Below are 23700 nucleotides of genomic sequence, written 5' to 3'. Positions count from 1 at the left end.
GGACATTGATGCGTACATTTAGGCAATTGTACATACAATGCGATTCGATCGCCTACTTCTTCTACTTTCGTAATCTCTACATCTTTTAATCCTGGAATATTCGTGTTAAAATTCATATGCACAGTTCACCTTTCTATTACTTGTTTCTCGACAATTCAAGTATATAAGAAATGGTGATACTGTGCTTTTTTATGCATAAAATTGTGTGATTACCCCAACAAATATTATAGAGCCAAAAAAGAGACAGAATCACATATTTGTAATTCTGTCTAGAACATCAACTTTGATGTGTATTATTGAATTAATTTTTAGCTTTAATAAAAACTCAAGCCTCTACGTTTTCTTTTTCATTTTCAAGCATTTTGTGCAAATAATTAATTATTTCACGAATACCTTCTAATGAATTCACAAGAATTTTCGGGTCAACGTAAGTAATCATACGATTTTCTAGATTTGCCACAGCTGTAAAGTAGCGTGTTTTTGAATAATTGACTAGTCCCATCTGTTTTAATACCGACTCATCAAAATCAAGAATTTCACGAGCTTCTGTGACAAGTAATCCATAATTCACAACATCCGTGTTCAACACAATAATACGTGCTGTTGCAGCATTAGAGGAACGATTATAAAGAATACGCTCAAAATCAAGCACTGGCACAAGCTCGCCACGAATTCTTGTGAAACCTAGAAGATAATTAGGCAAATGAGGAATCGGTGTTACTTGCTCTAACTTTTCAATCGAAATCGCTTGCTCCACAGGCACTGCATATTCCTCTGTACCACAAGCAAAAACTACTGCCTTCACACTTTCCATACGGTCACATCCTTCGATTCTGTTGTTATTTTTTCGCAGACTCTTTTACGATTTCAACAAGTAAATCTGCTAATTTTTCTAATTCTTCTACTGGGATCTTTTCATTTGTTGTATGAATGTCCTCGTATCCAACAGAAAGATTGACTGTAGGGATGCCAAAGCCTGCAATAACATTAGCATCGGAACCTCCGCCTGAAATACCTAGCTTTGGTGTACGATCGATGTTCTGTGCAGCTGCAATCGCTACTTGAACAACTTTATCTGATTCTGTTACACGGAATCCAGGATACATTAGCTTTACTTCAACCTCTGCCTTTGCTCCTAATGAAGCAGCAACTTGCTCAAACGTCTCCTGCATATGCTGAGTCTGTGCATCTAACTTCGCTTTGTCGATTGAACGAGCTTCTGCAAGAATCGTTACTTCATCACACACAATATTTGTTGCCTGACCACCCTCAAAGCGACCAATATTTGCTGTTGTTTCTTCATCTAATCGACCTAGCTTCATTTTTGCAATACATTTAGAAGCAACCGTAATCGCTGAAATTCCTTTTTCTGGAGCAACACCTGCGTGCGCTGTTTTACCAATTATTTTAACGGAAACTTTCGCTTGGAATGGAGCTGCTGTGACAATTCCCCCTACTTTGCCATCACTGTCTACCGCAAAGCCATATTTCGCCTTAATTTTAGATGGATCTAACTCTTTAGCGCCAACAAGGCCACTTTCCTCGCCAGCTGTAATAATAAATTCAATATCACCGTGTTCAATATTTTGCTCTTTTAAGCGTTTAGCCATTTCAAATAATGCTGCGATACCAGCTTTGTCATCAGCACCTAAAATAGTTGTACCATCTGAAACAATATAGCCATCTTCACGAAGAGATGGTTTAATCCCTTTACCTGGGACAACTGTATCCATATGAGAAGTAAAATAAATTGGTTCGATATCTAATGAACCTTTTAGCGTAGCAAGTATATTACCTGCTCCATGCCCGTTTCTAGTATGTGCATCATCTTGTTCTACTGTAAAACCAAGCGCTGTTAGTTTGTCGACTAAAACCGGCGCAATCACTTGTTCATATTTTGTTTCTGAATCGATTTGTACGAGCTCAAAAAACTCTTCTACTAAACGACTTGTCATGTTGTAGGACTCCCTTAGTTTACGTGTTTTTCCACGTCATAGTTATCTTCTATATTTTAGCATACTGCTGCGTTTGGGAAAATAAAACGATTACATTGTTTTTCAATTGATGGCTGCAAATACCCGCTTCTATTCGATTCGCAAATTATATAGAGGTAAAAGTACTGATAATTATGGAAGCACCTTTTTTCAGATTGAAAGGAAAGTAGCACTTAACGTAAACAAAAACGACTGAACAAATTTGGACTGGACGGTTAGATGATAAACATGACAAATCAAGTTTTCGTTATCTTCAAAACGTACAGATCAGAACCATTCATGAAGAATTCACACTGCTCACCTCAGGAAGACGAATAGATATCACCAAAATTTTAAAAATATAATTTATCTAGATAGTTAGCTTTTTAAGTAAACTTTTTACATTTAACAGAAAATTACATTAAAATATTTTATAGATTATTAACTTTTATTGGGGAGAGTAGCGACTTGAAGAAAAAAGTTATAATTATTGTTTCTTTGTTGGTTGTAATTATATTGTTACATTCAACACCCAGTATGGCATTAAGAACACATATATTTTTTATGGGTTATCCAAAGGCCGCAATTTCTTCATGTAATTATTGAAGATAAAGAACATAATGAAGTAGATAAAGAAAAATTTGCCGAATTAAATGCCAAAGCATACTCCCTAACAAACCCTCCAATAGAAAAAGCTACTCATGGCGAATTAAGAAACTTTCTTGTGAGGAAATTTGGCTTTTTACATTTTGCAGAATACTACGGTGATATTTAATAACCTTCGGCGTAGTCAAACGGGGGCTTTACACAAAAAAACGCTCAAATTACTGAGCGTTTTTATCTGTCGTTTATGTTACTAAATTACTGTTAAAATAAGTGTCATTGAGGTTGTTATTAACTTCACTTTTAGTGTTTTTCTCCCAATCAACCGAACCCGTTAGAAAAAAGGAAAATCTTTTCACAGTTTACTTTACATCTACGTTTTAAATGATCGCTTCTTTTTCTTTTTGCAGAGACTTCAAATAATCATCTGCCTTGTTATGTTTATCCTGTAAACGCAAAATTGTATTATGTACATCATCTTGTACACGAGAAACCTGATCTCTTGCAGTGGATATTTTAGAATGGACAGACCAAGCCGAAAAAATATCATCAAAGAAATAGTCCGCAAATTTCACGAATCCATCTGTATCAACTTGTAAGGATTTCGTTGACATATCATGTACATCTAGCAGTTCGTTATGGAAGCGTTGTAACGCAATTTGAGCATTGTGAAGATAATTTTCGGTCTTATCCAGTGCATCATGTTTTAAATGCGTAACAAAGAATCCTCCACCAAAAAACGTATCCCAAGTTGAATATCCATTAGCGGAATGTAAGGACTCTGCTGCTTGTCCAAGCTCAGTAAGTGCTGTTTCACCAGCCGCTTCTGCTTCCTTTATCTCTATCAGTAGTTGTTTCGTATGCATTTCCTCATGTGCTAATTGTTCAAGCCTTTTTGCCTGTTCAGGCTCATGGATTTGTAAGTAGCCTTTCTTTTTAGCATTTAATTGGCTTAAAGCTTCTTGTAACTCTTTTTCATTAATTTGAGAAAGCTTGGTGTTTATTTGCCCCAAATCATGCGCCAAATCAACATCCATCTTCTTTGCTTCATTTATTTTTAATTCAAGAATAGCTGCTTTATCAATTTTTTCTGTACGTAGCTCATCTTGTTGCCCTGCCCACGTACGAATCATATTCATAAAAGAAAAGCCTTCTAACTTATCGAGTCTTAAACGAATTTGATTGAGTGCTTTAGAATGTTTGTCAATTTCCTGTTGGGCATGCCCGATTTGCTGTTCAATTAAAACCTTTTGTTCACTTAATCTACTGGCAGTTCTTAATTGTGCATGTATTATTCCTTGCTCTTTTTGTAATTGTTTCCATTCCATTCATCTCAACTCCTATTACATATATGTACGAATGAAATCAAAATATGTTTCAATTATCTGTTATTTATAATTTATCTTTTATTATTTAAAGTTAGTATAAGTCAAAAAAAGCCTAGCAATCCGAATAGATACTAGGCTTTTACAATTGTTATAGAGGAATATTTCCGTGCTTTTTCTCTGGACGTGTTTCGTGTTTGTTCGCTAACATATCTAGCCCTTGAATTAGCTTAATACGCGTATCACGTGGATCGATAACATCGTCTACCATACCGCGAGATGCCGCAACGTATGGGTTTGCGAATTTCTCTTTATATTCTTCAATTTTCGCTGCACGTGTTGCTTCTGGATCTTCTGATTTGGCAATTTCACGCGCGAAGATAATATTAGCTGCACCTGCCGCACCCATAACAGCAATTTCTGCGTTAGGCCAAGCAAATACTAAATCAGCCCCAATTGATTTAGAGTTAAGCGCAACGTACGCACCACCGTATGCTTTACGCAGAATCACTGTAATTTTTGGTACAGTTGCTTCTGAGTATGCATAAAGGATTTTTGCTCCGTGACGAATAATCCCACCATGCTCCTGTTTAACGCCTGGGAAGAAACCAGAAACGTCTTCAAATGTGATGATTGGTGTATTGTAAGCATCACAAGTACGAATGAAACGAGCTGCCTTGTCTGAAGAATCAATATCTAAACCACCAGCTAATACTTTAGGTTGGTTACATACAAGACCAACTGATTCACCAGCAATACGTGCAAAACCAACTACTACGTTTTTCGCAAATTCTGAATGCACTTCCATAAATGAATCTGCGTCCACGATTTGCTCGACTACTTTACGAACATCATAAGGTCGAGTTGTTTCGATTGGTATCGTATCCACGATTTCTGGACGATAGTCGTCACCCTCTGGACGTGCCTGGCGTGGAGCTTTTTCTTTATTATTTTGTGGTAAGTAGCTTAATAGTTTCTTAATTTGATCAATCGCTGTTTCTTCAGAAGGTGCGCGGAAGTGTGCGTTACCACTTATAGCGTTGTTTACTTTAGAACCACCTAAATCTTCAGCAGAGATTTTTTCACCAGTAACCGTTTCGATAACTTTAGGTCCTGTAATAAACATTTGAGATGTTTTATCAACCATTAGAATGAAGTCTGTAATTGCTGGAGAATATACCGCCCCACCAGCACATGGTCCCATGATAACTGAGATTTGTGGAATTACCCCAGAGTAGATTGCATTACGATAGAAAATATGACCATAACCATCAAGTGAAAGTACGCCCTCTTGAATACGAGCACCACCTGAATCATTAATACCGATAAATGGTGTACCATTTTTTGCTGCTAGATCCATTACTGTTGCCATTTTTTTAGCGTGCATTTCACCAAGCGCTCCACCAAATACTGTGAAGTCTTGAGAGAATAAGTATACTGGACGTCCATTAATTTTACCGAAACCAGTTACTACTCCGTCACCAGGGCCTTCCATCTTGTCCATGCCGAAGTCTACTGTACGGTGTGTAATGAATGGGTTGATCTCGAAAAATGTACCTTCGTCTAGTAATAATTCAATACGCTCACGAGCAGTTAATTTACCTTTATCATGTTGCTTCTCGATGCGCTCATAGCCGCCACCAAGTTCAATCACTGTCTTACGGTCATACAACTCATTAATTTTGTCGAACATATCCATACTGATCACTTATCCCCTTTTCCACTTTTATCGCATAATTCATATAACACACCGAAAGATGATTTCGGGTGCATGAAAGCAACCTCTGCACCACCAGCTCCTGGTCCTGGCTCTTCTGATAAAAGACGTACACCTTTTTCACGAAGCTCAGCCATACGCTCACGAATCCCCGTTACACCGAAAGCTACATGGTGAATACCTTCTCCACGTTTTTCGATGAATCCATGAATAGTACTTTTTTCACTCATCGGTTCTAATAACTCAATTTTTATATTTCCCGCATCTATGAATGCAACACGAACCTGTTGCGATTCTACTTCTTCCACTTTTAGCAACTTTAAGCCTAAAGTTTCTGTATAATATGTAATGCGTTCATCAAGATTTCGGACCGCAATCCCAATATGATCTACTTTCTCCATGGTGACATCTCCTTCTGTTATGGTACATAATCTATTTTACAGACTTTTTCGTCAAAACTCTACTACTTGAGAAATTTTTCAGATTTGCTAAACTATTTATAAGAAAAGAAGGAGCGAACGAGCATATGAGTAATAAAAAATTTCAAAAAATCGTAGTTTATACTATGGTCGCGATCATGGTAATTTCATCTCTAGCATTCGGCTTATCGATGATAGTGTAATGAAAGGCTAGGCGTCCGCATTACTGCGGGCGCTTTTTCTTTACCTTTAACCCCTTAAAAGACTGCTTTATTTCTAAATATCGATCCATTTCCTCAATAAATTGATAAAGTGCCGCTTGCGCTAAAAATTGCTCATGATTTTTCGGCAATGGTAATTGGGCGAAATCCATCTTTACTTGCTCTAATTTTTCTCTAAAATGACTAGCCGTATTTCCTGAATGAACATGTTCACCAAGGTCTTGTAAAAAGTCAGCAACGATATCAGCCTCTTGTACTATAACAGGAAGTGCCGTTATTTTAGGAAGAACTCTATCAATAATTTCTAACTGCTGTTCACGCATATCAAAATACACGTAGTAGTCATTTTCTCGTCTCGTAAAATGATTTTCAACATCTTTAAACGCTAGGGATTTTGCACTATTCAATACTTTAATCGCTTCAATAATTTCCTGCCCATCCCACAATGTATCGCCTTCTCTTAAATAGTTGGCAATTTCTAAAAAGATCTTACTGTAAAGTTCCTCAATTTTAACTCGATAGTAATTTAATTCCTTTTGAATGTCTGGCATATACATATTTATAGCTATTCCCGTACCATAACCAATTGCCATTAATGCGAATTCATTATAAACAAGCGCTAATGAAAAGCTTTTAGCTGCATATATATGCATGATAATAACTGCACTAGAGACAAATCCATCCGCTACCCTTAATGACACAATTGTTGGTATAAAAATGAGTAGCATACCTGCTAATGCAAGTGGATGATAGGAAAATAGCTCAAAGCTCAAAAATGCATAAATCATTGCGATAATACTTGCGACAAATCGTGTATAAGCCGCATGAAGAGATTTTTTCTTCGTTGGCTGTACACATAATATTGTTAGAATACCAGCAGATGCATAAGAAGCTAATTCAAAGTATTGGGCAATGGCAATAGCGAGTGCTGCACCAAATGCCGTTTTTAATGTACGATAGCCGATTGAAAACTTCTTCAAGTCGACTGCCTCCTATCTTTTAGTACTCTACTTATTTTATTCAATTTAAAGAAAACTATAAGCTAATCGTTTAGCCAATATTACAAAAATTCTAAATGCAATTCTACTGGAATCAGTGGAGAAAGCGATGCTAATTCGGAGAATTTTTTAGTAGTAAGACTCCGCAGACATTTTATAGCCTGCGGAGTTTTCTGCTAAATGAATAGCTCTTCTATAATTGAATAAAATTAAAGTTCGTCGCAGTATTCCTCAAAGTTTGCTTGTAAGTTTGTTACTACTGACATTGGGTCATGACCTTCAATTTCATAGCGTCCAACTTCTGCTACTACTTGTCCATCCTTTAATAACACAAATGATGGGGAAGATGGTAAATGATCTTCACCGAAGAGATAACGAGCAGCTGCAGTTGCTTCTTTGTCTTGACCAGCAAACACCGTTACAAGATGGTCTGGACGTTTATCGTAATGTACGCATTGTGCTGCTGATGGACGTGCGATACCTCCTGCACAGCCGCATACTGAGTTTACCATGACTAATGTTGTACCTGGACGAGCAAACGCCTCTTCAACAGCTTCGGGCGTGCGAAGCTGCTCATAACCTGCAGCCTCAATTTCTGCACGTGCTGTTTTTAAAATTTCTTGCATAAATAAATCGTAATCCATATTCATAAAGCGATAGCTCCTTTCAAGTTCGCGTCATCATCAGCAATTATGTCTCGGCATAATTGCGTCCAGAGGTTTCACTTTTTTCAGCTGAAAGAAGTGAAACTTACTAGCTTTAGATATTCGACGCTCATACATCTCCTATCATAGCAGTTAGTGACGAATTTGTGCACCTACTTGCTCATATATTAGATGATATTATTTCTGTGATTGTTCATCGCTAAATAAACGATCTACACCTTGTGTAACTGTCAACTGTCCATTTAAAATTTGACGTTCTAAAAGCTGCACTTGTGCTTTCCGTTCTGGATTACCATAAAACATATCGATTAATTGGTCGGTAATCATCGATTGGAACCAATCTCTTGTCTGATTTTGACGTCTAATTGACCAGTAATTATTTGCCTCAACGATTTGTCTGAACTCCCCTATTGTATTCCAGACTTTGTCGAGACCACGTTTTTCCCACGAGCTAACCGGCATTGCTGTGGACATCCAACCTGGTGTTGCAGGCTGTAAGAAATGTAAAATTTGCTTGTACTCGGATACCGTTTTTTTAGCCAGACGAACATTATCACCATCCGCCTTATGAACAACAATGGCATCCGCTAACTCCATAATGCCCTTCTTCATGCCTTGTAACTCGTCTCCGGCACCTGTTAAAACTAACAGCAAGAAGAAATCAACCATCCCTCGGACATACGTTTCACTTTGTCCAACACCAACTGTTTCTATTAAAATGACATCATAGCCAGCCGCTTCACAAACAAGCATCGTTTCACGCGTCTTTTTATGAACACCCCCTAGGGTACCAGCTGATGGAGAGGGACGAACAAAAGCATTAGGCTTTTTCACGAGCTCCTCCATTCGAGTTTTATCACCTAAAATACTTCCTCCCGATAAAGAAGAGCTCGGATCGATCGCAAGGACTGCCACTTTTTTCCCTAACTCACAAAGCATCGTTCCGAAAGCCTCAATGAACGAACTCTTTCCTGCACCAGGCACGCCTGTTATCCCAATGCGGACACTGTTTCCTGTATGTGGTAGAAGCTCTTGTAAAAGTTCTTGTGCTTGCACTTTATGTGTTGCATTTGAACTTTCAATGAGTGTAATAGCTTTTGACAATTGTGTACGAGAGCCAGCACGTACTTCTTGTGCAAGCTCCTGTACGTTTAAATTGTCTGCTTTTTTCTTTCGGAACTTTTTCGGTGTACCATATTGCATTCCGTCGTGAGTTGCCTCTACTCCGTCCATAACAAATAGCGCACTTTCCGGCATTCCTTTGTTTTTGTCCATTATTCAGACACTTCCTCATAGCCTAAACGTTTGTATATCTCTTCAATAATCTTTTGTGCAGATACAGGAATTACTGTACCTGGTCCAAAAATTGCTACTGCGCCAGCTTCATAAAGGAATTCATAATCTTGTGCTGGAATAACGCCTCCAACAATAATAATGATATCTTCGCGGCCCAGTTTTTCTAGCTCTGCTACTAATTCAGGAACTAATGTTTTATGACCTGCAGCTAATGAAGATACACCAATGACATGAACATCGTTTTCCACAGCCATTTGAGCTGCTTCTGCAGGTGTCATAAATAATGGTGAAATATCTACGTCGAAGCCTAAGTCAGCATAGCCTGTTGCCACAACTTTTGCACCACGGTCATGTCCATCTTGTCCCATTTTCGCTACTAAAATACGTGGGCGACGACCTTCATTTCCAAGAAACTCCTCTGTCATTTGTTTCACTTCAGTAATTTGCTCTTCATCTGAGAAGTTTGCAGAGTAAACACCAGAGATGGAACGAATTACGGCCTTATGACGACCTGAAACAACTTCGATTGCATCAGAAATTTCTCCTAATGAAGCACGAGCACGCGCAGCATCTACTGCAATTGCTAATAAGTTTTCTTCTCCATCTTGCGCCGCTTTTGTTAAACGAGCTAAATGTTTTTGTACTTCTGCTTCATCGCGCGCTGCCTTCATAGCTTCTAAACGTTCAATTTGCTTTTGACGAACTAACGTATTATCAATGTCAAGAATGTCGATAGGTTCTTCTTTTTCTAAACGGTATTTGTTTACGCCAACGATCGTTTCTGTTTTAGAGTCGATTTTCGCTTGACGTTTTGCAGCAGCCTCCTCAACTTTCATTTTTGGAAGACCTGTTTCAATCGCTTTCGCCATACCGCCAAGCTCTTCGATTTCTTCAATTAAAGCCCATGCAGATTTTGTAATCTCGTCTGTTAATTTTTCCACATAGTATGAACCGCCCCATGGGTCAATAACTTTCGTCATAGCTGTTTCTTCTTGTAGGAACAGCTGCGTATTACGTGCAATACGTGCAGAGAAATCAGTTGGTAGAGCAATCGCTTCATCAAGTGCATTTGTATGAAGAGATTGAGTATGCCCCATTGAAGACGCATTTGCTTCGATTAATGTACGTGTCACATTGTTAAATGGATCTTGTTCTGTTAAAGACCAACCAGATGTTTGTGAGTGTGTACGAAGTGCTAATGTTTTCGGGTTTTTCGGATTAAACGTTGACATCATTTGTGCCCAAATTCGGCGTGCAGCACGCATTTTTGCAACTTCCATGTAATAGTTCATACCAATTGCCCAGAAGAATGATAAACGCGGTGCAAAGGCATCAATATCGATTCCAGCTTTAAGCCCTGTACGAACATATTCAAGGCCGTCTGCTAATGTATAAGCAAGTTCAATGTCATTTGTTGCTCCAGCTTCTTGAATATGGTAACCAGAAATCGAAATAGAGTTGAATTTTGGCATATATTTCGCTGTATATTCAAAAATATCTGCAATAATTTTCATAGACATTGTCGGTGGATAAATATATGTGTTACGAACCATGTATTCTTTTAAAATATCATTTTGAATCGTACCCGCTAATTGGTCAGGAGTCACTCCTTGCTCTTCAGCAGCAACGATATAAAATGCAAGAACTGGTAATACTGCACCATTCATTGTCATAGAAACTGACATTTGATCTAAAGGAATTTGGTCAAATAAGATTTTCATATCTTCTACAGAGTCAATCGCTACACCGGCTTTACCAACATCCCCTGTTACACGCGGATGGTCTGAGTCATAGCCACGGTGAGTTGCTAAATCAAAGGCAACAGAAAGACCTTTTTGACCCATTGCTAGATTACGTTTATAGAATGCATTTGATTCTTCAGCCGTTGAGAAACCAGCATATTGGCGAACAGTCCAAGGACGAGCTACATACATAGTAGGGTATGGACCGCGTGTATTTGGCGCAATACCTGCTACATCATTTAAATGCTTTGCCTCTTTAATATCTTCTTTTGTGTATATATCTTTAATTTCGATGCCTTCATTTGTCATGAATTTTTCTTCTGACGCTTGAGGCGCTTCTGCTGTTAAAACTTTTTCAATTTCAACTGCACTAAAATTTGGCTTGCTCATCGTTGGACCTCCTTCATGCTAGCGAACACTGAATTTAATTTTTCAATGATGTTCTGTCCTGCGAAAATAAAGCCGTTTAAGCCATTTGCTAACCAAGCTTCTTCTTCGTCTTTAAATTTACCTGCAACGTCAACAATTACGTTTGCTCGTTTGCCAGCTAAAATGGCTGGTACTAATTGTTTTGTATCGTCATCATTTCCTGCAATGACTACATATGTTGCTTCTGTAGTATTTAACCAAGCTAATGCTTCTTCAGCTGTAGCAATTGGTTCACTTTTTTCTGGTACTAGACCTACAGTATTTAAGAAACCTGACACGAAGTCAGCACGTGGTTTTGAGCTTTTTAGTGTACCTAATGCTAAAATTCCTGTTGTTACATTTGCTGCTGTCATTTCCGTACGTAAATGTTCAAAAGGTTTAGCAATGCGCTTAATTTCTGCAAAAGCTGGGTTTGTTGCACTTTCAAGCACATCTGCTGGATTAGCATAAATATTTGTACCGATTAATGATTGCTTACGTGTTTGTACCGCTTTAATACGAGCTTGGTAGGATTTTTCTAGTTCTTCCGCAAGCTTTCCAGATGCAGTGTAAGCGTCGATACCTCCAGCTGCTTCAATTTCTAAAAATAATGTCCAAGCTTCTTTCACAAAATCAGCTGTTAATGACTCAATAAAGTAAGAGCCACCAGCTGGATCTATAACTTTTAAAACATTTGTTTCTTCTTTTAAGATTAAGGATACATTTCGTGCAATACGAACCGATTGATCTGTTGGTTTCGTTAATGCATCATGAGGGTGAACTGTAAAGACATCCGCACCACCAATTAAGCCAGAAAGAGCTTCATTTGCCGAACGTAATAAGTTTACATAAACATCCAGCTTCGAGAAGCTTCTTACCGATGTTTCAGCAATCGTTGGAACTTTTACGCAATTAGATACTCCATATGCAGATGAAAACGCTTTCCAAAGTACTTTAAAAGCACGGAGTTTGGCAATCTCTGTAAAGAACTGTGTATCCACTGCAAATGATACATAAAACTTCTTCGCGAACGCTTCAAAGCTTTCTTCTTGATTTGCGTATTTTACGGCTAATGCAAGTGCATAAGCTAACTCTTGCACTGCGTTTGCGCCTTCATTATGATAAACCGTTGTGTTCGCACCGACTGAGCGCACGTTCGAGAAATTATTTAAAGAGATAGGATTTTTCGATACGATGAAACCTTTTACAGCTTCTCGCTGATTATTTGCTATTTTGTCGAATACTGCTAATAATGGGTCATTTGAATTTTCAACCGACATTTTAAACGAATATTCAGAGAAATAAGTCGCTAATTGTGCCACTACTTCTTCAGTCCATTCAAAATTCACACGGCTATCAATTGTTACTACTTCATTGCCCCGAGCTAAGCTATCATCAAGCTGTGCAAAAAATGCATCGCTTGTTTCAGCATATATTTGCTGTGCCACTCGAAATGCTTCATTATTTTGTAGGGAACGGATCGTAGCAACTTGTTTATCAAGCTCTTCTCCAAGTTTTGCTACTAAACTTTCTTGGGTGTAAAGAGGTTCTAATGTAATACCTTCACTCGTTTTCGTTAAAAGAGACTCGAATGGTTTCCCTTTTAAAGCCTTGATTGCTGCATCTTGCCATTCTGAATAGGACGGCTTTTCAAATTCAATATTTTTCATGTTGTTTGACATGCGGACGCTTAATCAGCTTCCCCCCTTAGTAGTTTCTATTTGTTATTCTACATGACAAATTGCGACTCGCAAAGCAAAAAAAAATCGGAAACCGTTATATAACAGGCTTCCGACAAGTCATCAGTAGACTGACGTTGAAGATTTATTTGTATTTTCGAGTATTTCTTTTACTCTATTCAGGAATTTACCACAAACAAGTCCATCAAGAACTCGATGATCTAAAGATAAACATAAATTCACAATATCTCGTGCCGCGAACATTCCACCAGGTAAAATAACTGGTTTTTTTACAATACTTTCCACTTGAAGAATGGCAGCTTGTGGGTAATTAATGATGCCCATCGACTGAACAGAGCCGAATGCACCCGTATTATTAACCGTAAATGTACCACCTTTTATATCATCCATCGACAATTTTCCGGCACGAACTTTTCCTGCAAGCTCATGAATTTCCTTCGCAATCCCTTTAATCGATTTTTCATCAGCGTGTTTTATAACAGGAACAAATAACGCATCATCTATTGCGACTGCAATGGAAATATTGATGTCATGCTTTTGAATAATTTTGTCCTCTGCCCACATAGAGTTCATCATCGGGAATTCCTTTAAAGCTTGAGCAACAGCTTTTACAAAGAAAGCAAAATACGTAATATTAAAGCCTTCTTTTTGCTTAAACTCAGCCTTTATGCTATCACGAAATGCTACTAAATCTGTGACGTCCACTTCCATCATCATCCATGCATGTGGTACTTCATGAACGCTTCGTACCATATTATTGGCAATCGCACGGCGCACCTTCGTTACTGGAATTTCAATATCGCCTGCTTGCATTGGTTGTGTAGGTGTGGCCACTTTCGTATTCTCTTGTGCTGTATGTGTTGTAACCGGTACTGATTGCGGAACTTTTTCATCGACTACAGGTGATGTTTCCACTAGAGGCGTTGGCACATTTCCTGTTTCAATCAGTTTCATTAGGTCTTTTCTTGTAATACGTCCACCTTCACCAGTACCTGTTATTTGATCAAGGGCAATTTCATACTCTTGTGCAAGTCGAAGAACAGCTGGTGAATAACGTACTTTATCCTGACGAACTGTTTTTTGCGATTCTCTTGTAGCAGTAGTTGGTTGTTGAGTCTCTTGTTTCTTTTGTACACCTGCATTTAAAATTGCCGTACTTACCGCTGATTTTTTAGCTGGAGGCGGTGGAGGTAACTCACTGTCACCTGCTATTTCAACGGAACAAACGACTGCACCAACCGGTAACGTTTGCCCTTCCTCTGCAAGTAGCTCTGATATGACTCCTTCAAAAGAAGATGGGATTTCTGCATTTACTTTATCTGTAACTACTTCTGCTAGTGGATCATATTTTTTTACTGTATCACCTGGTTTGACAAGCCATTTTTCAATCGTACCTTCTGTTACACTTTCGCCGAGCTGTGGCATTGTAATATTTTGAATAGCCATCATCTATTCCCCCCATCAATTATGCCTAGGTGTAATTGTATCTATCAAATTACTATCATATTTATAATATTACTCATCACCATAAAGTGGGGTTGATTTTCGCACCGACTTGGGCTCTCCTAAGGGCGTCCAATAACCCCCTAGGAGGAGTCAGCCAGTCTCTACTCTAATCAACTTATATACCACGACATAACGTTTTAAGAAATGTCATCCCGAACTTTCGATGAAGAGTCTTAAAATACCTGTGATATTTATAAACTTTCTTTTAAAAACTTCTATTTACCACAGAAATAGATCCATTTATATTAGAATGCGGCAAGTTCTCGCATCGCACGCTCTACTTTATCAGGGTTGATCATAAAATATTTTTCCATCGTCGGTGCGTACGGCATTGCCGGAACATCAGGTCCTGCAAGACGCTGAATTGGTGCATCTAGTTCAAATAAGCAATGCTCTGCAATGATTGCTGCAACTTCACTCATAATGCTACCTTCTTTATTATCCTCGGTAACTAGTAAAACTTTACCTGTTTTACTTGCCGCCTCAATGATTGCTTCTTTATCAAGCGGATATACCGTGCGTAGGTCCAGAATATGCGCTGAAATTCCGTCTGCTGCTAGACGTTCTGCAGCTTGTAATGCAAAATGGACAGCTAAACCATACGTAATAACAGTAACGTCTTCCCCTTCCCGCTTAACATCCGCCTTACCAATCGGCAATGTGTAATCGTCTACTGGGACTTCGCCTTTAATAAGACGATATGCACGCTTATGCTCAAAAAATAGCACTGGATCTTCATCGCGAATCGCTGCTTTTAATAAGCCTTTAGCATCGTACGGTGTTGAAGGTATAACAATTTTTAACCCTGGTGTTCCTGCAAAAAGCGCCTCTACAGATTGCGAATGGTAAAGCGCTCCATGAATTCCTCCACCAAATGGTGCACGTATAACCATCGGGCAAGACCAATCATTGTTTGAACGATAGCGGATTTTTGCTGCCTCAGAAACAATTTGGTTAACTGCAGGCATGATGAAGTCAGCGAATTGCATTTCGGCAATTGGACGCATTCCATACATCGCAGCACCAATACCAACACCTGCAATAGCACTCTCTGCAAGAGGTGTGTCAAGTACCCGATGTTCACCAAATTGATCGTAAAGACCTGCTGTCGCTTTGAAAACCCCACCTTTACGACCAACGTCCTCTCCTAAAATGAAAACACGCTCATCACGTTCCATCTCTTCCTTCATCGCTAATGTAATCGCATCAATATAAGACATTACTGCCATTACACGTCACCTCCGTCCACTGGTGCATATACGTATTTCATAGCATGCTCTGGTGGTGCATATGGAGCAGCTTCTGCATAATCTGTTGCTTCATTCACCTCTGCCATGACACGTTCTTCTATTTCAGCACGAAGTTTTTCTGTCATAACTCCAGTATCCATAAGATACTTTTCAAATAACAAAATTGGATCCTTTGCCTTTCCTTCAGCTATATCCTCAGCAGTTCGATATTGACGATCATCATCATCCGAAGAATGCGCCGTTAAGCGATACGTCACTGTCTCTATTAAACTTGGGCCTTCACCTCTACGAGCACGATCAGCCGCTTCTTTCACAACCTTATAGACTTGCAACGGACATTTCCCATCAACTGTAACACCTGGCATACCATAGCCAATACCGCGATCTGATACTTTCGCGCAGCCTAATTGACGTTCAACTGGCACAGAAATTGCATATTGATTATTTTCTACCATTATAATAACTGGAAGCTTATGCACTCCTGCGAAGTTCGCACCTTCATGGAAATCACCTTGGTTAGATGAACCTTCACCGAGTGTAACGAAAGTAACAAAATCTTCCTTTTGTAGGCGCCCTGCTAAAGCTACGCCTACCGCGTGTGGAACTTGTGTCGTAACTGGCGAAGAACCTGTTAAAATACGATTTTTCTTTTGTCCAAAATGACCTGGCATTTGGCGCCCACCCGAGTTCGGATCCTCTGCTTTAGCAAATGCAGATAACATCAATTCTTTCGGTGTCATACCAAAATGTAAAACAACACCCATATCACGATAATAAGGTGCAATATAATCTTTGTTATGATCTAGAGCAAATGCTGCCCCTACTTGCGCCGCCTCCTGACCCTGACAAGAAATAACAAACGGAATTTTACCAGAACGGTTTAATAACCACATTCGTTCATCAAGTCTTCTTGCCATTAACATCGTTTCGAATATTGCAAGCACATCTTCATTTGTTAACCCTAAATCCTCATGCTTAATTTGAACACCTTGCATACGAACACCCCTTTCGAACGTTTCGCTTTCGCTACAAAAACACTTTCTGGATACAGATAACTAAAGCAATTATGGCCCTTCACCAAAATATGTACTTGATTGCACATTCCACTCCAGAAAGGACGTTTTCCACGAACGACGTCACCTACCACTTTATGAGCACTTTTAATCTACCTGTTAATCAAGAACAGATTTTTGTTTTGACCCTAGACTTTAGTTACAAAAACTACGAATCTTAAAAATGAATGGCGCGATGATCCACTGCTAACGCCGCTTCCGCTAGCACCTCATTGAGTGACGGATGTGGATGAATGGCCTGACTTATTTCCCAAGGCGTTGCATCCAATAATTTAGCAAGTGATGCTTCTCCAATTAAATCTGTCACATGTGGTCCTACCATATGAATACCCAAAATATCATCCGTTTCTTCATCAGCAACAATTTTTACAAAACCATCTGTCTCTCCATTAACTAGTGCTTTTCCGATCGCCTTGAATGGAAACTTACCAATCTTCAACGAATAACCTTGTTCTTGTGCATCCCTTTCTGTTAAGCCAATACTTGCGACCTCAGGGTAAGAATAAACACATTTCGGAACATTTAGAACATCAAGTCCCTCTGTTTTACCCGTTGCAATATGCTCAATAGCACACACCCCTTCGTGTGAGGCAACATGCGCTAATTGTAAGCCACCGATAACATCCCCTATGGCATACATATGTGATTCCTTCGTTTGATACGAATCATTGACTTTGATAAATCCATTTTCTACTTCTATTTCAGTATTTTCTAAACCAATACCTTGTGTATTGGCTTCACGTCCAACACAAAGCAATAATTTATCTGCCTCAAATAATTCATCCTTATCATTTACTTTCGCGGAAATGAAAACGTTATCATTTTCAATTTTAAAGGATCCCGAATCTAAGCGAGCATTCGTCACAATGCGGACGCCTCTTTTTTCAAGTTGCTTTGTTACTTCTTTTACAATATCCGCATCCTCCGCAGGTAAAATGGATGGCCCATATTCAATGACCGTTACGTAAACCCCAAAATCGCAAAGCATTGAGGCCCATTCTATTCCAATAACTCCTCCGCCAACAATTAACAATGACTTTGGCAGTTCTTCCATTTCCAATGCATGATCAGAGTTCATCACATATTTACCATCAACCGTTAGTCCCGCCATTCCTCTTGGCTTTGATCCTGTAGCAATCACCACATTTGTTGGAACTAGCATTTCATTTTCATCGCCATTACTCATTTCAACTGAAATAGTGCCAGGCATCGGTGAGAAAATAGATGGCCCTAAAATTCGCCCTAATCCCTGATAAACGTCTATTTTGCCCTTTTTCATCAGTGTATTCACACCTTGGCTCAATTGCTCAACAATAGCTTGCTTCCTTTCTTGCACTTTGTCGAATTGCAATGTCACCCCTTCAATATCAACACCATATTCAGCCGCAGTTTTATTTGCCATACGATACACTTCTGCACTTCGAAGTAAGGCCTTACTTGGTATACAGCCTTTATGCAAGCATGTTCCACCTAGTCGTTCACGTTCGACAATAGCTGTTTTTAAGCCCAACTGCGCAGCTCGAATTGCAGCTACATAGCCCCCTGTACCTCCGCCTAAAATGACAACATCATAGTTTTGAGCCATATAGATTCCCCCTTGTGAGAAAAATGCTAATCATTCATGTAATCTATTAATTTACGATAAAGTTAGAAGAAGTCGACAATGCGACTTCTTTCAACGAATAAGCGGTACTTAACGACCGTTTAAAATATTTTTTTCATTTTTTAAGAATTGGCTACGAGACTTTGATACTCGAGCGATACGTTCTTCTGCTAAACGATTAGCTGCTACATACGTCGGTATACCATCACGTTTAGAAATCGCGAAGATTTTTTCAAGGCTATCGTAAATACCTTCGACACGTTTCATTGCACGTTCACGGTTATATCCATATAATTCATCAGCTACATTTATTACTCCACCAGCGTTAATTACATAATCAGGTGCATAAACTATCTCTAATTCATGTAAATAATCACCATGTCGAGAATCTTGTAATTGGTTATTGGCAGAACCTGCGATCACCTTTGCTTTTAGTTGCGGAATCGTTTCATCATTTAAAATCGCCCCTAATGCACAAGGTGCGAAAATATCAACTTCCTGTGAATAGATTTCCTCCGGTGCTACAGCAGTTGCATCAAAATCATTCACAACGCGATCAATTGCCGCTTGATTAATGTCTGTAACAACAAGTTTTGCACCTTCATTATGTAAATATTCGCAAAGCTTGTAGGCTACATTTCCTAAACCTTGTACAGAAATAGTACGTCCCTCTAATGAGTCAGATCCAAATGCTTCTTTTGCTGCTGCTTTCATCCCAAGATAAACTCCGTAAGCAGTTACTGGTGAAGGATTTCCTGATGAACCAAAAGCAGGGGAAATTCCCGTTACATAATTTGTTTCCTCATGCATTAAATCCATATCTGTCACTGTTGTACCTACATCTTCTGCCGTAATGTAGCGACCATTAAGCCCTTGGATAAAACGTCCTAACGCACGGAACATTTCTTCATTTTTATCTTTAAATGGGTCACCGATAATAACCGTTTTTCCACCGCCAAGGTTTAAACCAGCTGCAGCATTTTTATAAGTCATCCCTCGTGCCAAACGCAATGCATCCTCTATCGCATTTTCTTCTGATGCATATGTCCACATACGTGCCCCACCTAATGCTGGTCCAAGTGTTGTGTCATGGATAGCGATAATCGCTTTTAACCCTGATGCTTCATCTTGGCAAAATACCAATTGTTCATAATCATACTTTTCCATATACTTGAAGATTTCCATGAAAACTCGCCCCTTTGCTTTGGAAAGTGCATCCCCAAACGCCCATTCCAATTCAGTATAATTAGTGTTTCAATTATGCCTCGGCATAACTGCGTCCGGAATCGGCTTTGTGCATAGGCCTGCGATGTTTTTTGTGCGAAAGCGCAGTGCTAACGTAGCGACAGCAACAACACGAGGGCCGACACGATGTCGGTCATTTCGGTAATGCCACAGAACGTGGCGTTTTTACCGATGCAGGTCAGTTTGCCGTTATCGCATGGATGCGATGATTTTAGGCTAACATCCTATATTGAATTCCTTTCCGATTCCGTGACATCCGCCGGAGGCTTTAAATTCTTTTAGCAAATATCTTTTGTACCGAAAGCGTAGCGTCAGGTACAGGTATTAGGACACCTGCTGAAAGAATTTAAAATTGTTTAACAATGGATAATATTGCTCCATTTAATTTTACAATACTGACAATTTCACAATTTAGCAACTATTATTACATTTTCTTGTTTAAGTAAGAATTTTCTAAAGATTCAGTTACAATTATCGCATTTTGTCTTACTTGTTTTTGGATTCATCAGTTCCGTAGTTTTATAACGTTTCTTGACATTCCAATATCCACAGGTACAATTAAACTTAGGAATAAGGAGGGACATGCATGGCTCGTTTTGCTGCATTTATAGTAATGCTTATTCCCGGTCTTATGGCTGCAGGTGGCATTAAATTTATGCGTGATACATTATTCGGTAAGCTCATTTCACCTTTCCCATTTTTATGGCTACAATTTGTCGTTGGCATTATTCTTTTTGTTATAGGCTTTGGCTTTTTCGCAGGTTTTTTACTTCACCGCGATCGAAAAAATGGAAAAGTGGCTCCGCGCTTCCAAAAAAAATAAAAATAGCTATCCTAATAAGTCTAAGGCGGACTTATTGGATAGCTATTTTTATCTTCATTCAAAATCTTCAACTACATTTTTTATCTGTGCGAAAGCGAAGCGACAGCTACAATTTTGCCGAGGCGACAGTGATTAACGTTGTTGTCTCTTAATCACTTTATCTGGAAAATCAGAAATCCAACCAATTATTGAAGGATGAGGATTCGTTAAAAATGTTTCATTCCCATCAATTGCATAAAAACGACATGCTTTATCACTCGCTACACAAGCCTCTAAATATCTTGGTTTATAATACCTTTTATGCATATGAACACTATCAATTGCATTGTAATCACGAAGCAAATCCCATTTTAATTTTTTCGTTGCTATAAGTGCTGTTTCATAGTCTGGCTTATATTGTTTCACAATCTCTAAAAGCTCATAGTGAAACGATGAAAAATGACTGCCAACAGGCAAAGTAAGCCCATGTAGCATTTGAATAAGTGCGCTTTTATTATCAAGGAGTGTTGATTTTAATTCAATATTAAGTGGAAGCTGTTGAGAATTTGCCCATGCTAAAACAACTTCAAACGTCGGAATTTTATACGTTGAAAATAATCGTCTCCACGGCTTCCCAAGTTTAAAGCTTATTAGCTCCTCTTTCGTACATTCGTTCACCAGCTTATTGATGCCTACTAATCTTGATAGCTGTGGATCATGAAACACTACTGGAATGCCCTCTTTCGAAAGCTGGATATCTAATTCAATTCCATCTGCTCCTAGCTCTAATGCCTTTTCAAAAGACTTCAAAGTATTTTCAAGTGCATACGCGGATGCCCCACGATGTGCAAATACAGGAATAAAAGATTCGCTAAGCATTTAGCTCACCAAATTCAATAAGAAATTTACCCTTTTTAATCTTACTTAATAAGGATGATTTTTTGCCAATTTGAATATAGGTACCAGGATGCGCTTCCTTCGTAACAGTAATCTCCTCTTTTCCAGCATGACGCATTTCATCCATTATGAGTTTAACCTCACGATCAATGGTCACTGCATCCGCTTTCAATTTTGTTAAAATTTGTTTTGTACCCTCAAATGTAGCTATTTGCTCCTTAGACATTTGGTTAAGGAGTGGCAGTAAGCTTTTAATTTTTCCTTCGTGCTCAGCGATTTCTGATTGCAGTTTCTTAAGATTCCCCGCCTTCTCTTGCATAATAGAATAGCTTTCCTGTTTATTGACGCTTTCGATGATTAAATCAGTTCGACGCTCTAAACGATTTCCTGAGATGGCCGTAACAATTGTATTTTTGGCCACTGCACGGCCCCCAATAATTTTTCCTTTTCGTTCGTCCACAAAGATAGAATGGGCAGAGAGCTGGGATCCCAATGCATAAGATCCTATATGAATGCTGTCAGCTGCAACTAGATTTGCTTCATTAACATGCTTAACGAAAATATTGCCGCCTGCCTCTACAAGCGTTGAACCTAGACCAAAAATCCCTCCGCGAATATAGACGTCGCCTTCAAGGGATTTAATCAGTTTGGCACCGCTTACACCTTCGGCACCCTCGATGGAAATATCTCCAGTAGCAATAACTGTATAGCCTGATGTAACTGTTCCTTTAATGCTTAAAGAGCCATTAAATTCGAGATTCCCTGTTTCAACGCCAACGTCTCCATGAATTGGCAAATGTCTATTAACTCCGATCATGCCTTTAACATCATCTAATACACCAGCTATTTTCGAACGGATGACAGTTTTCCCATCCTCTTCCACTTCATAAGCTGATTTTTTATCATATCGTATAGGAAAATCACGACCCGGTACTGCAGCCATCATTTCACCTAGTACATTTTCCCCTGGTTTACCTAATGTCGCAGGAATTTTCTCGCCTAACCACGAACCTTCGGATATTTCAGAAATAAAGTTCATGTCATAATAATCAGCTTTGCCATCTTCGCGAATTACTGGCTTTCTCTCTGGTTTAGGTAAGTATGTAATTTGTGCATCTGTTCCTGCTACTGGTTGTGTACCTTGAGCAATTAAAAATGCTTTGCCTGTCTCAATGTTAGAAATATCAAAATCTAATATGCCGTGAGCAATTCCTTCGTTTTTGATAGTTTCCAAAATTTGTTCCGTTAATTTCTCTTTATTCTTTAGAATATAGTCATGTGTTTCATAGATAAATATTGAGGCAGACATTTTATCTCTTGCAACTTCAGCTTCAACATTAGGAAGCCAGCGTCCAATTTCAACAGGGCTTGTGCTTTCGGTTGCTAAGACATTTTTTAATATTGAAAAATTTGATAATTTGAGTCGGGGATGACTTCGTAAAATACTATCAAATTCTTTTAATGGAAAACCGGCACTGAAAGTAAGCATATATACTTTGCCATTTTCTTCGGATATTTCGAATTTATCATTTCGAACTAGAATCAAGCTACCTCCTCCTTCCCTCTAACTGTAAGTATATACAATCTATTTACATTTGTTTAGAGACAATTGTCACTACTCAGAAAGAACATACACATACTTTATAAGTAATATACACATCCATTTTTTTCATTTTCATATGATAATTAGGAGATTTATACTATACGAAAGTAATATTTTATTCAGTCTTCAAAATCTCACTGTCCAAATTGTATAAATTTCACTATTAACAATCAGGAAATTTACTAAATCTTCAACTAACTTAAAAAACAGATAATATATCAGTCATAATTTTCATAATCTTACTTAGGCCTTCAATACTAAATAAACATCCCTCGGAAACCATTTATACATAATCGAATAATAGCTCCTAATCTATCCCTAGAATAGACTCAATGCGCAAATGAGCGCCTAATTGATCGAAATTCAGGAGCTGCTCACGTGTCATATAGTAAACGCTAATGCTTCCATTCATTCCAAGCCGCACTTCAAATAAATTATCTTCTATCTGCGTTATTTCTAACGAGTTTTTCTCGTCAAGCTGTATGTTTACGCTTTTCATCTGTTATCACCCCAAATCAATTATACCTCGGTATAATTGTGTCCGGAATAGGCTTTGGGCCAACCCCATGTTGATCACTCATTCGTGTGTTGTTGTTGTTGCTTTCGCACAGTTAAATTGCCACAGTACGTGGCTTTCTTAGACTGATTTCCTCT

The 23700-nt window shown here is 38.7% G+C and carries 20 protein-coding genes; 2 read left to right on the top strand and 18 right to left on the bottom strand.

Translation table 11 applies throughout. The features are described from left to right. Positions 1-325: 325 nt before the first annotated feature. From ACQKN4_RS23275 to mce, 5 genes are all read right to left on the bottom strand, one after another. Complete coding sequence (locus ACQKN4_RS23275; RefSeq protein WP_053483746.1) at positions 326-814, bottom strand: chemotaxis protein CheW; 489 nt, start codon at positions 812-814, stop codon at positions 326-328. Positions 815-839: 25 nt separating this feature from the next. Further along, a complete protein-coding gene (locus tag ACQKN4_RS23270) occupies positions 840-1955 on the bottom strand; it encodes a M20/M25/M40 family metallo-hydrolase (protein ID WP_427484935.1) in 1116 nt (371 codons plus the stop codon). 1001 nt (positions 1956-2956) lie between these two features. Beyond that, entirely contained in the window at positions 2957-3904 is a 948-nt protein-coding gene (locus ACQKN4_RS23265) for a hypothetical protein (RefSeq protein ID WP_427484934.1), read from the bottom strand. A 148-nt stretch (positions 3905-4052) separates the two neighbouring features. Beyond that, the gene (locus tag ACQKN4_RS23260) at positions 4053-5600 is read right to left on the bottom strand and encodes an acyl-CoA carboxylase subunit beta (protein ID WP_427484933.1); all 1548 of its coding nucleotides are present in this window, start codon (positions 5598-5600) and stop codon (positions 4053-4055) included. Between the two features lie 5 nt (positions 5601-5605). After that, positions 5606-6019, bottom strand: coding sequence for a methylmalonyl-CoA epimerase (gene mce / locus ACQKN4_RS23255; protein WP_079561757.1), 414 nt, complete (start codon positions 6017-6019; stop codon positions 5606-5608). Positions 6020-6144: 125 nt separating this feature from the next. On the opposite strand from mce, the gene prli42 reads away from it, so the two are divergent. Further along, positions 6145-6240 carry a stressosome-associated protein Prli42 gene (prli42, locus tag ACQKN4_RS23250; protein ID WP_170938970.1) on the top strand — a complete coding sequence of 32 codons (96 nt, stop codon included), beginning with the start codon at positions 6145-6147 and terminating at the stop codon, positions 6238-6240. 20 nt (positions 6241-6260) lie between these two features. On the opposite strand, the gene ACQKN4_RS23245 is transcribed toward prli42, so the two are convergent. From ACQKN4_RS23245 to ACQKN4_RS23200, 10 genes are all read right to left on the bottom strand, one after another. Further along, the gene (locus ACQKN4_RS23245) at positions 6261-7238 is read right to left on the bottom strand and encodes an aromatic acid exporter family protein (protein WP_079561758.1); all 978 of its coding nucleotides are present in this window, start codon (positions 7236-7238) and stop codon (positions 6261-6263) included. Positions 7239-7465: 227 nt separating this feature from the next. After that, on the bottom strand, positions 7466-7906 hold the full coding sequence (locus tag ACQKN4_RS23240; protein WP_079561759.1) for a BrxA/BrxB family bacilliredoxin: 441 nt from the start codon (positions 7904-7906) through the stop codon (positions 7466-7468). A gap of 192 nt (positions 7907-8098) precedes the next feature. After that, positions 8099-9196, bottom strand: coding sequence for a methylmalonyl Co-A mutase-associated GTPase MeaB (gene meaB, locus ACQKN4_RS23235; protein ID WP_079561760.1), 1098 nt, complete (start codon positions 9194-9196; stop codon positions 8099-8101). Next, positions 9196-11349, bottom strand: a complete 2154-nt coding sequence (gene scpA, locus ACQKN4_RS23230; RefSeq protein ID WP_427484932.1) for a methylmalonyl-CoA mutase — start codon at positions 11347-11349, stop codon at positions 9196-9198. Before scpA ends, meaB begins: the two co-directional genes overlap by 1 nt. Then, complete coding sequence (locus ACQKN4_RS23225) at positions 11346-13037, bottom strand: methylmalonyl-CoA mutase family protein (RefSeq protein WP_427484931.1); 1692 nt, start codon at positions 13035-13037, stop codon at positions 11346-11348. Before ACQKN4_RS23225 ends, scpA begins: the two co-directional genes overlap by 4 nt. Positions 13038-13169: 132 nt before the next feature. Further along, complete coding sequence (locus tag ACQKN4_RS23220) at positions 13170-14513, bottom strand: dihydrolipoamide acetyltransferase family protein (protein WP_427484936.1); 1344 nt, start codon at positions 14511-14513, stop codon at positions 13170-13172. 305 nt (positions 14514-14818) lie between these two features. Further along, the gene (locus tag ACQKN4_RS23215; RefSeq protein WP_079561764.1) at positions 14819-15802 is read right to left on the bottom strand and encodes an alpha-ketoacid dehydrogenase subunit beta; all 984 of its coding nucleotides are present in this window, start codon (positions 15800-15802) and stop codon (positions 14819-14821) included. After that, positions 15802-16818: a thiamine pyrophosphate-dependent dehydrogenase E1 component subunit alpha gene (locus ACQKN4_RS23210; RefSeq protein WP_079561765.1), complete on the bottom strand. Its 1017-nt coding sequence runs from the start codon at positions 16816-16818 to the stop codon at positions 15802-15804. Before ACQKN4_RS23210 ends, ACQKN4_RS23215 begins: the two co-directional genes overlap by 1 nt. A gap of 235 nt (positions 16819-17053) precedes the next feature. Next, complete coding sequence (gene lpdA / locus ACQKN4_RS23205) at positions 17054-18481, bottom strand: dihydrolipoyl dehydrogenase (RefSeq protein ID WP_427484930.1); 1428 nt, start codon at positions 18479-18481, stop codon at positions 17054-17056. Positions 18482-18589: 108 nt separating this feature from the next. Next, entirely contained in the window at positions 18590-19684 is a 1095-nt protein-coding gene (locus ACQKN4_RS23200; protein ID WP_079561767.1) for a Leu/Phe/Val dehydrogenase, read from the bottom strand. A 646-nt stretch (positions 19685-20330) separates the two neighbouring features. Here ACQKN4_RS23200 and ACQKN4_RS23195 point away from each other — a divergent pair. Further along, on the top strand, positions 20331-20567 hold the full coding sequence (locus ACQKN4_RS23195; protein WP_079561768.1) for a DUF2627 domain-containing protein: 237 nt from the start codon (positions 20331-20333) through the stop codon (positions 20565-20567). Between the two features lie 132 nt (positions 20568-20699). On the opposite strand, the gene ACQKN4_RS23190 is transcribed toward ACQKN4_RS23195, so the two are convergent. The 3 genes from ACQKN4_RS23190 to ACQKN4_RS23180 all read right to left on the bottom strand — a co-directional run bounded on the left by ACQKN4_RS23190 (position 20700) and on the right by ACQKN4_RS23180 (position 23545). After that, positions 20700-21425: a glycerophosphodiester phosphodiesterase gene (locus ACQKN4_RS23190; protein ID WP_427484929.1), complete on the bottom strand. Its 726-nt coding sequence runs from the start codon at positions 21423-21425 to the stop codon at positions 20700-20702. Then, positions 21418-22989 (bottom strand): DUF342 domain-containing protein, encoded by a 1572-nt coding sequence (locus ACQKN4_RS23185; RefSeq protein ID WP_427484928.1) that lies wholly within the window; start codon positions 22987-22989, stop codon positions 21418-21420. Before ACQKN4_RS23185 ends, ACQKN4_RS23190 begins: the two co-directional genes overlap by 8 nt. A gap of 364 nt (positions 22990-23353) precedes the next feature. After that, positions 23354-23545: a hypothetical protein gene (locus tag ACQKN4_RS23180; protein ID WP_427484927.1), complete on the bottom strand. Its 192-nt coding sequence runs from the start codon at positions 23543-23545 to the stop codon at positions 23354-23356. Positions 23546-23700: the final 155 nt, after the last annotated feature.

Origin of the sequence: Lysinibacillus sp. NPDC093692 (assembly GCF_050280125.1) — a bacterium.
GTDB lineage: Bacteria > Bacillota > Bacilli > Bacillales_A > Planococcaceae > Lysinibacillus.
Note: the sequence above shows the minus strand (reverse complement) of the source record. Positions and strands in the feature narration are given on the sequence as shown.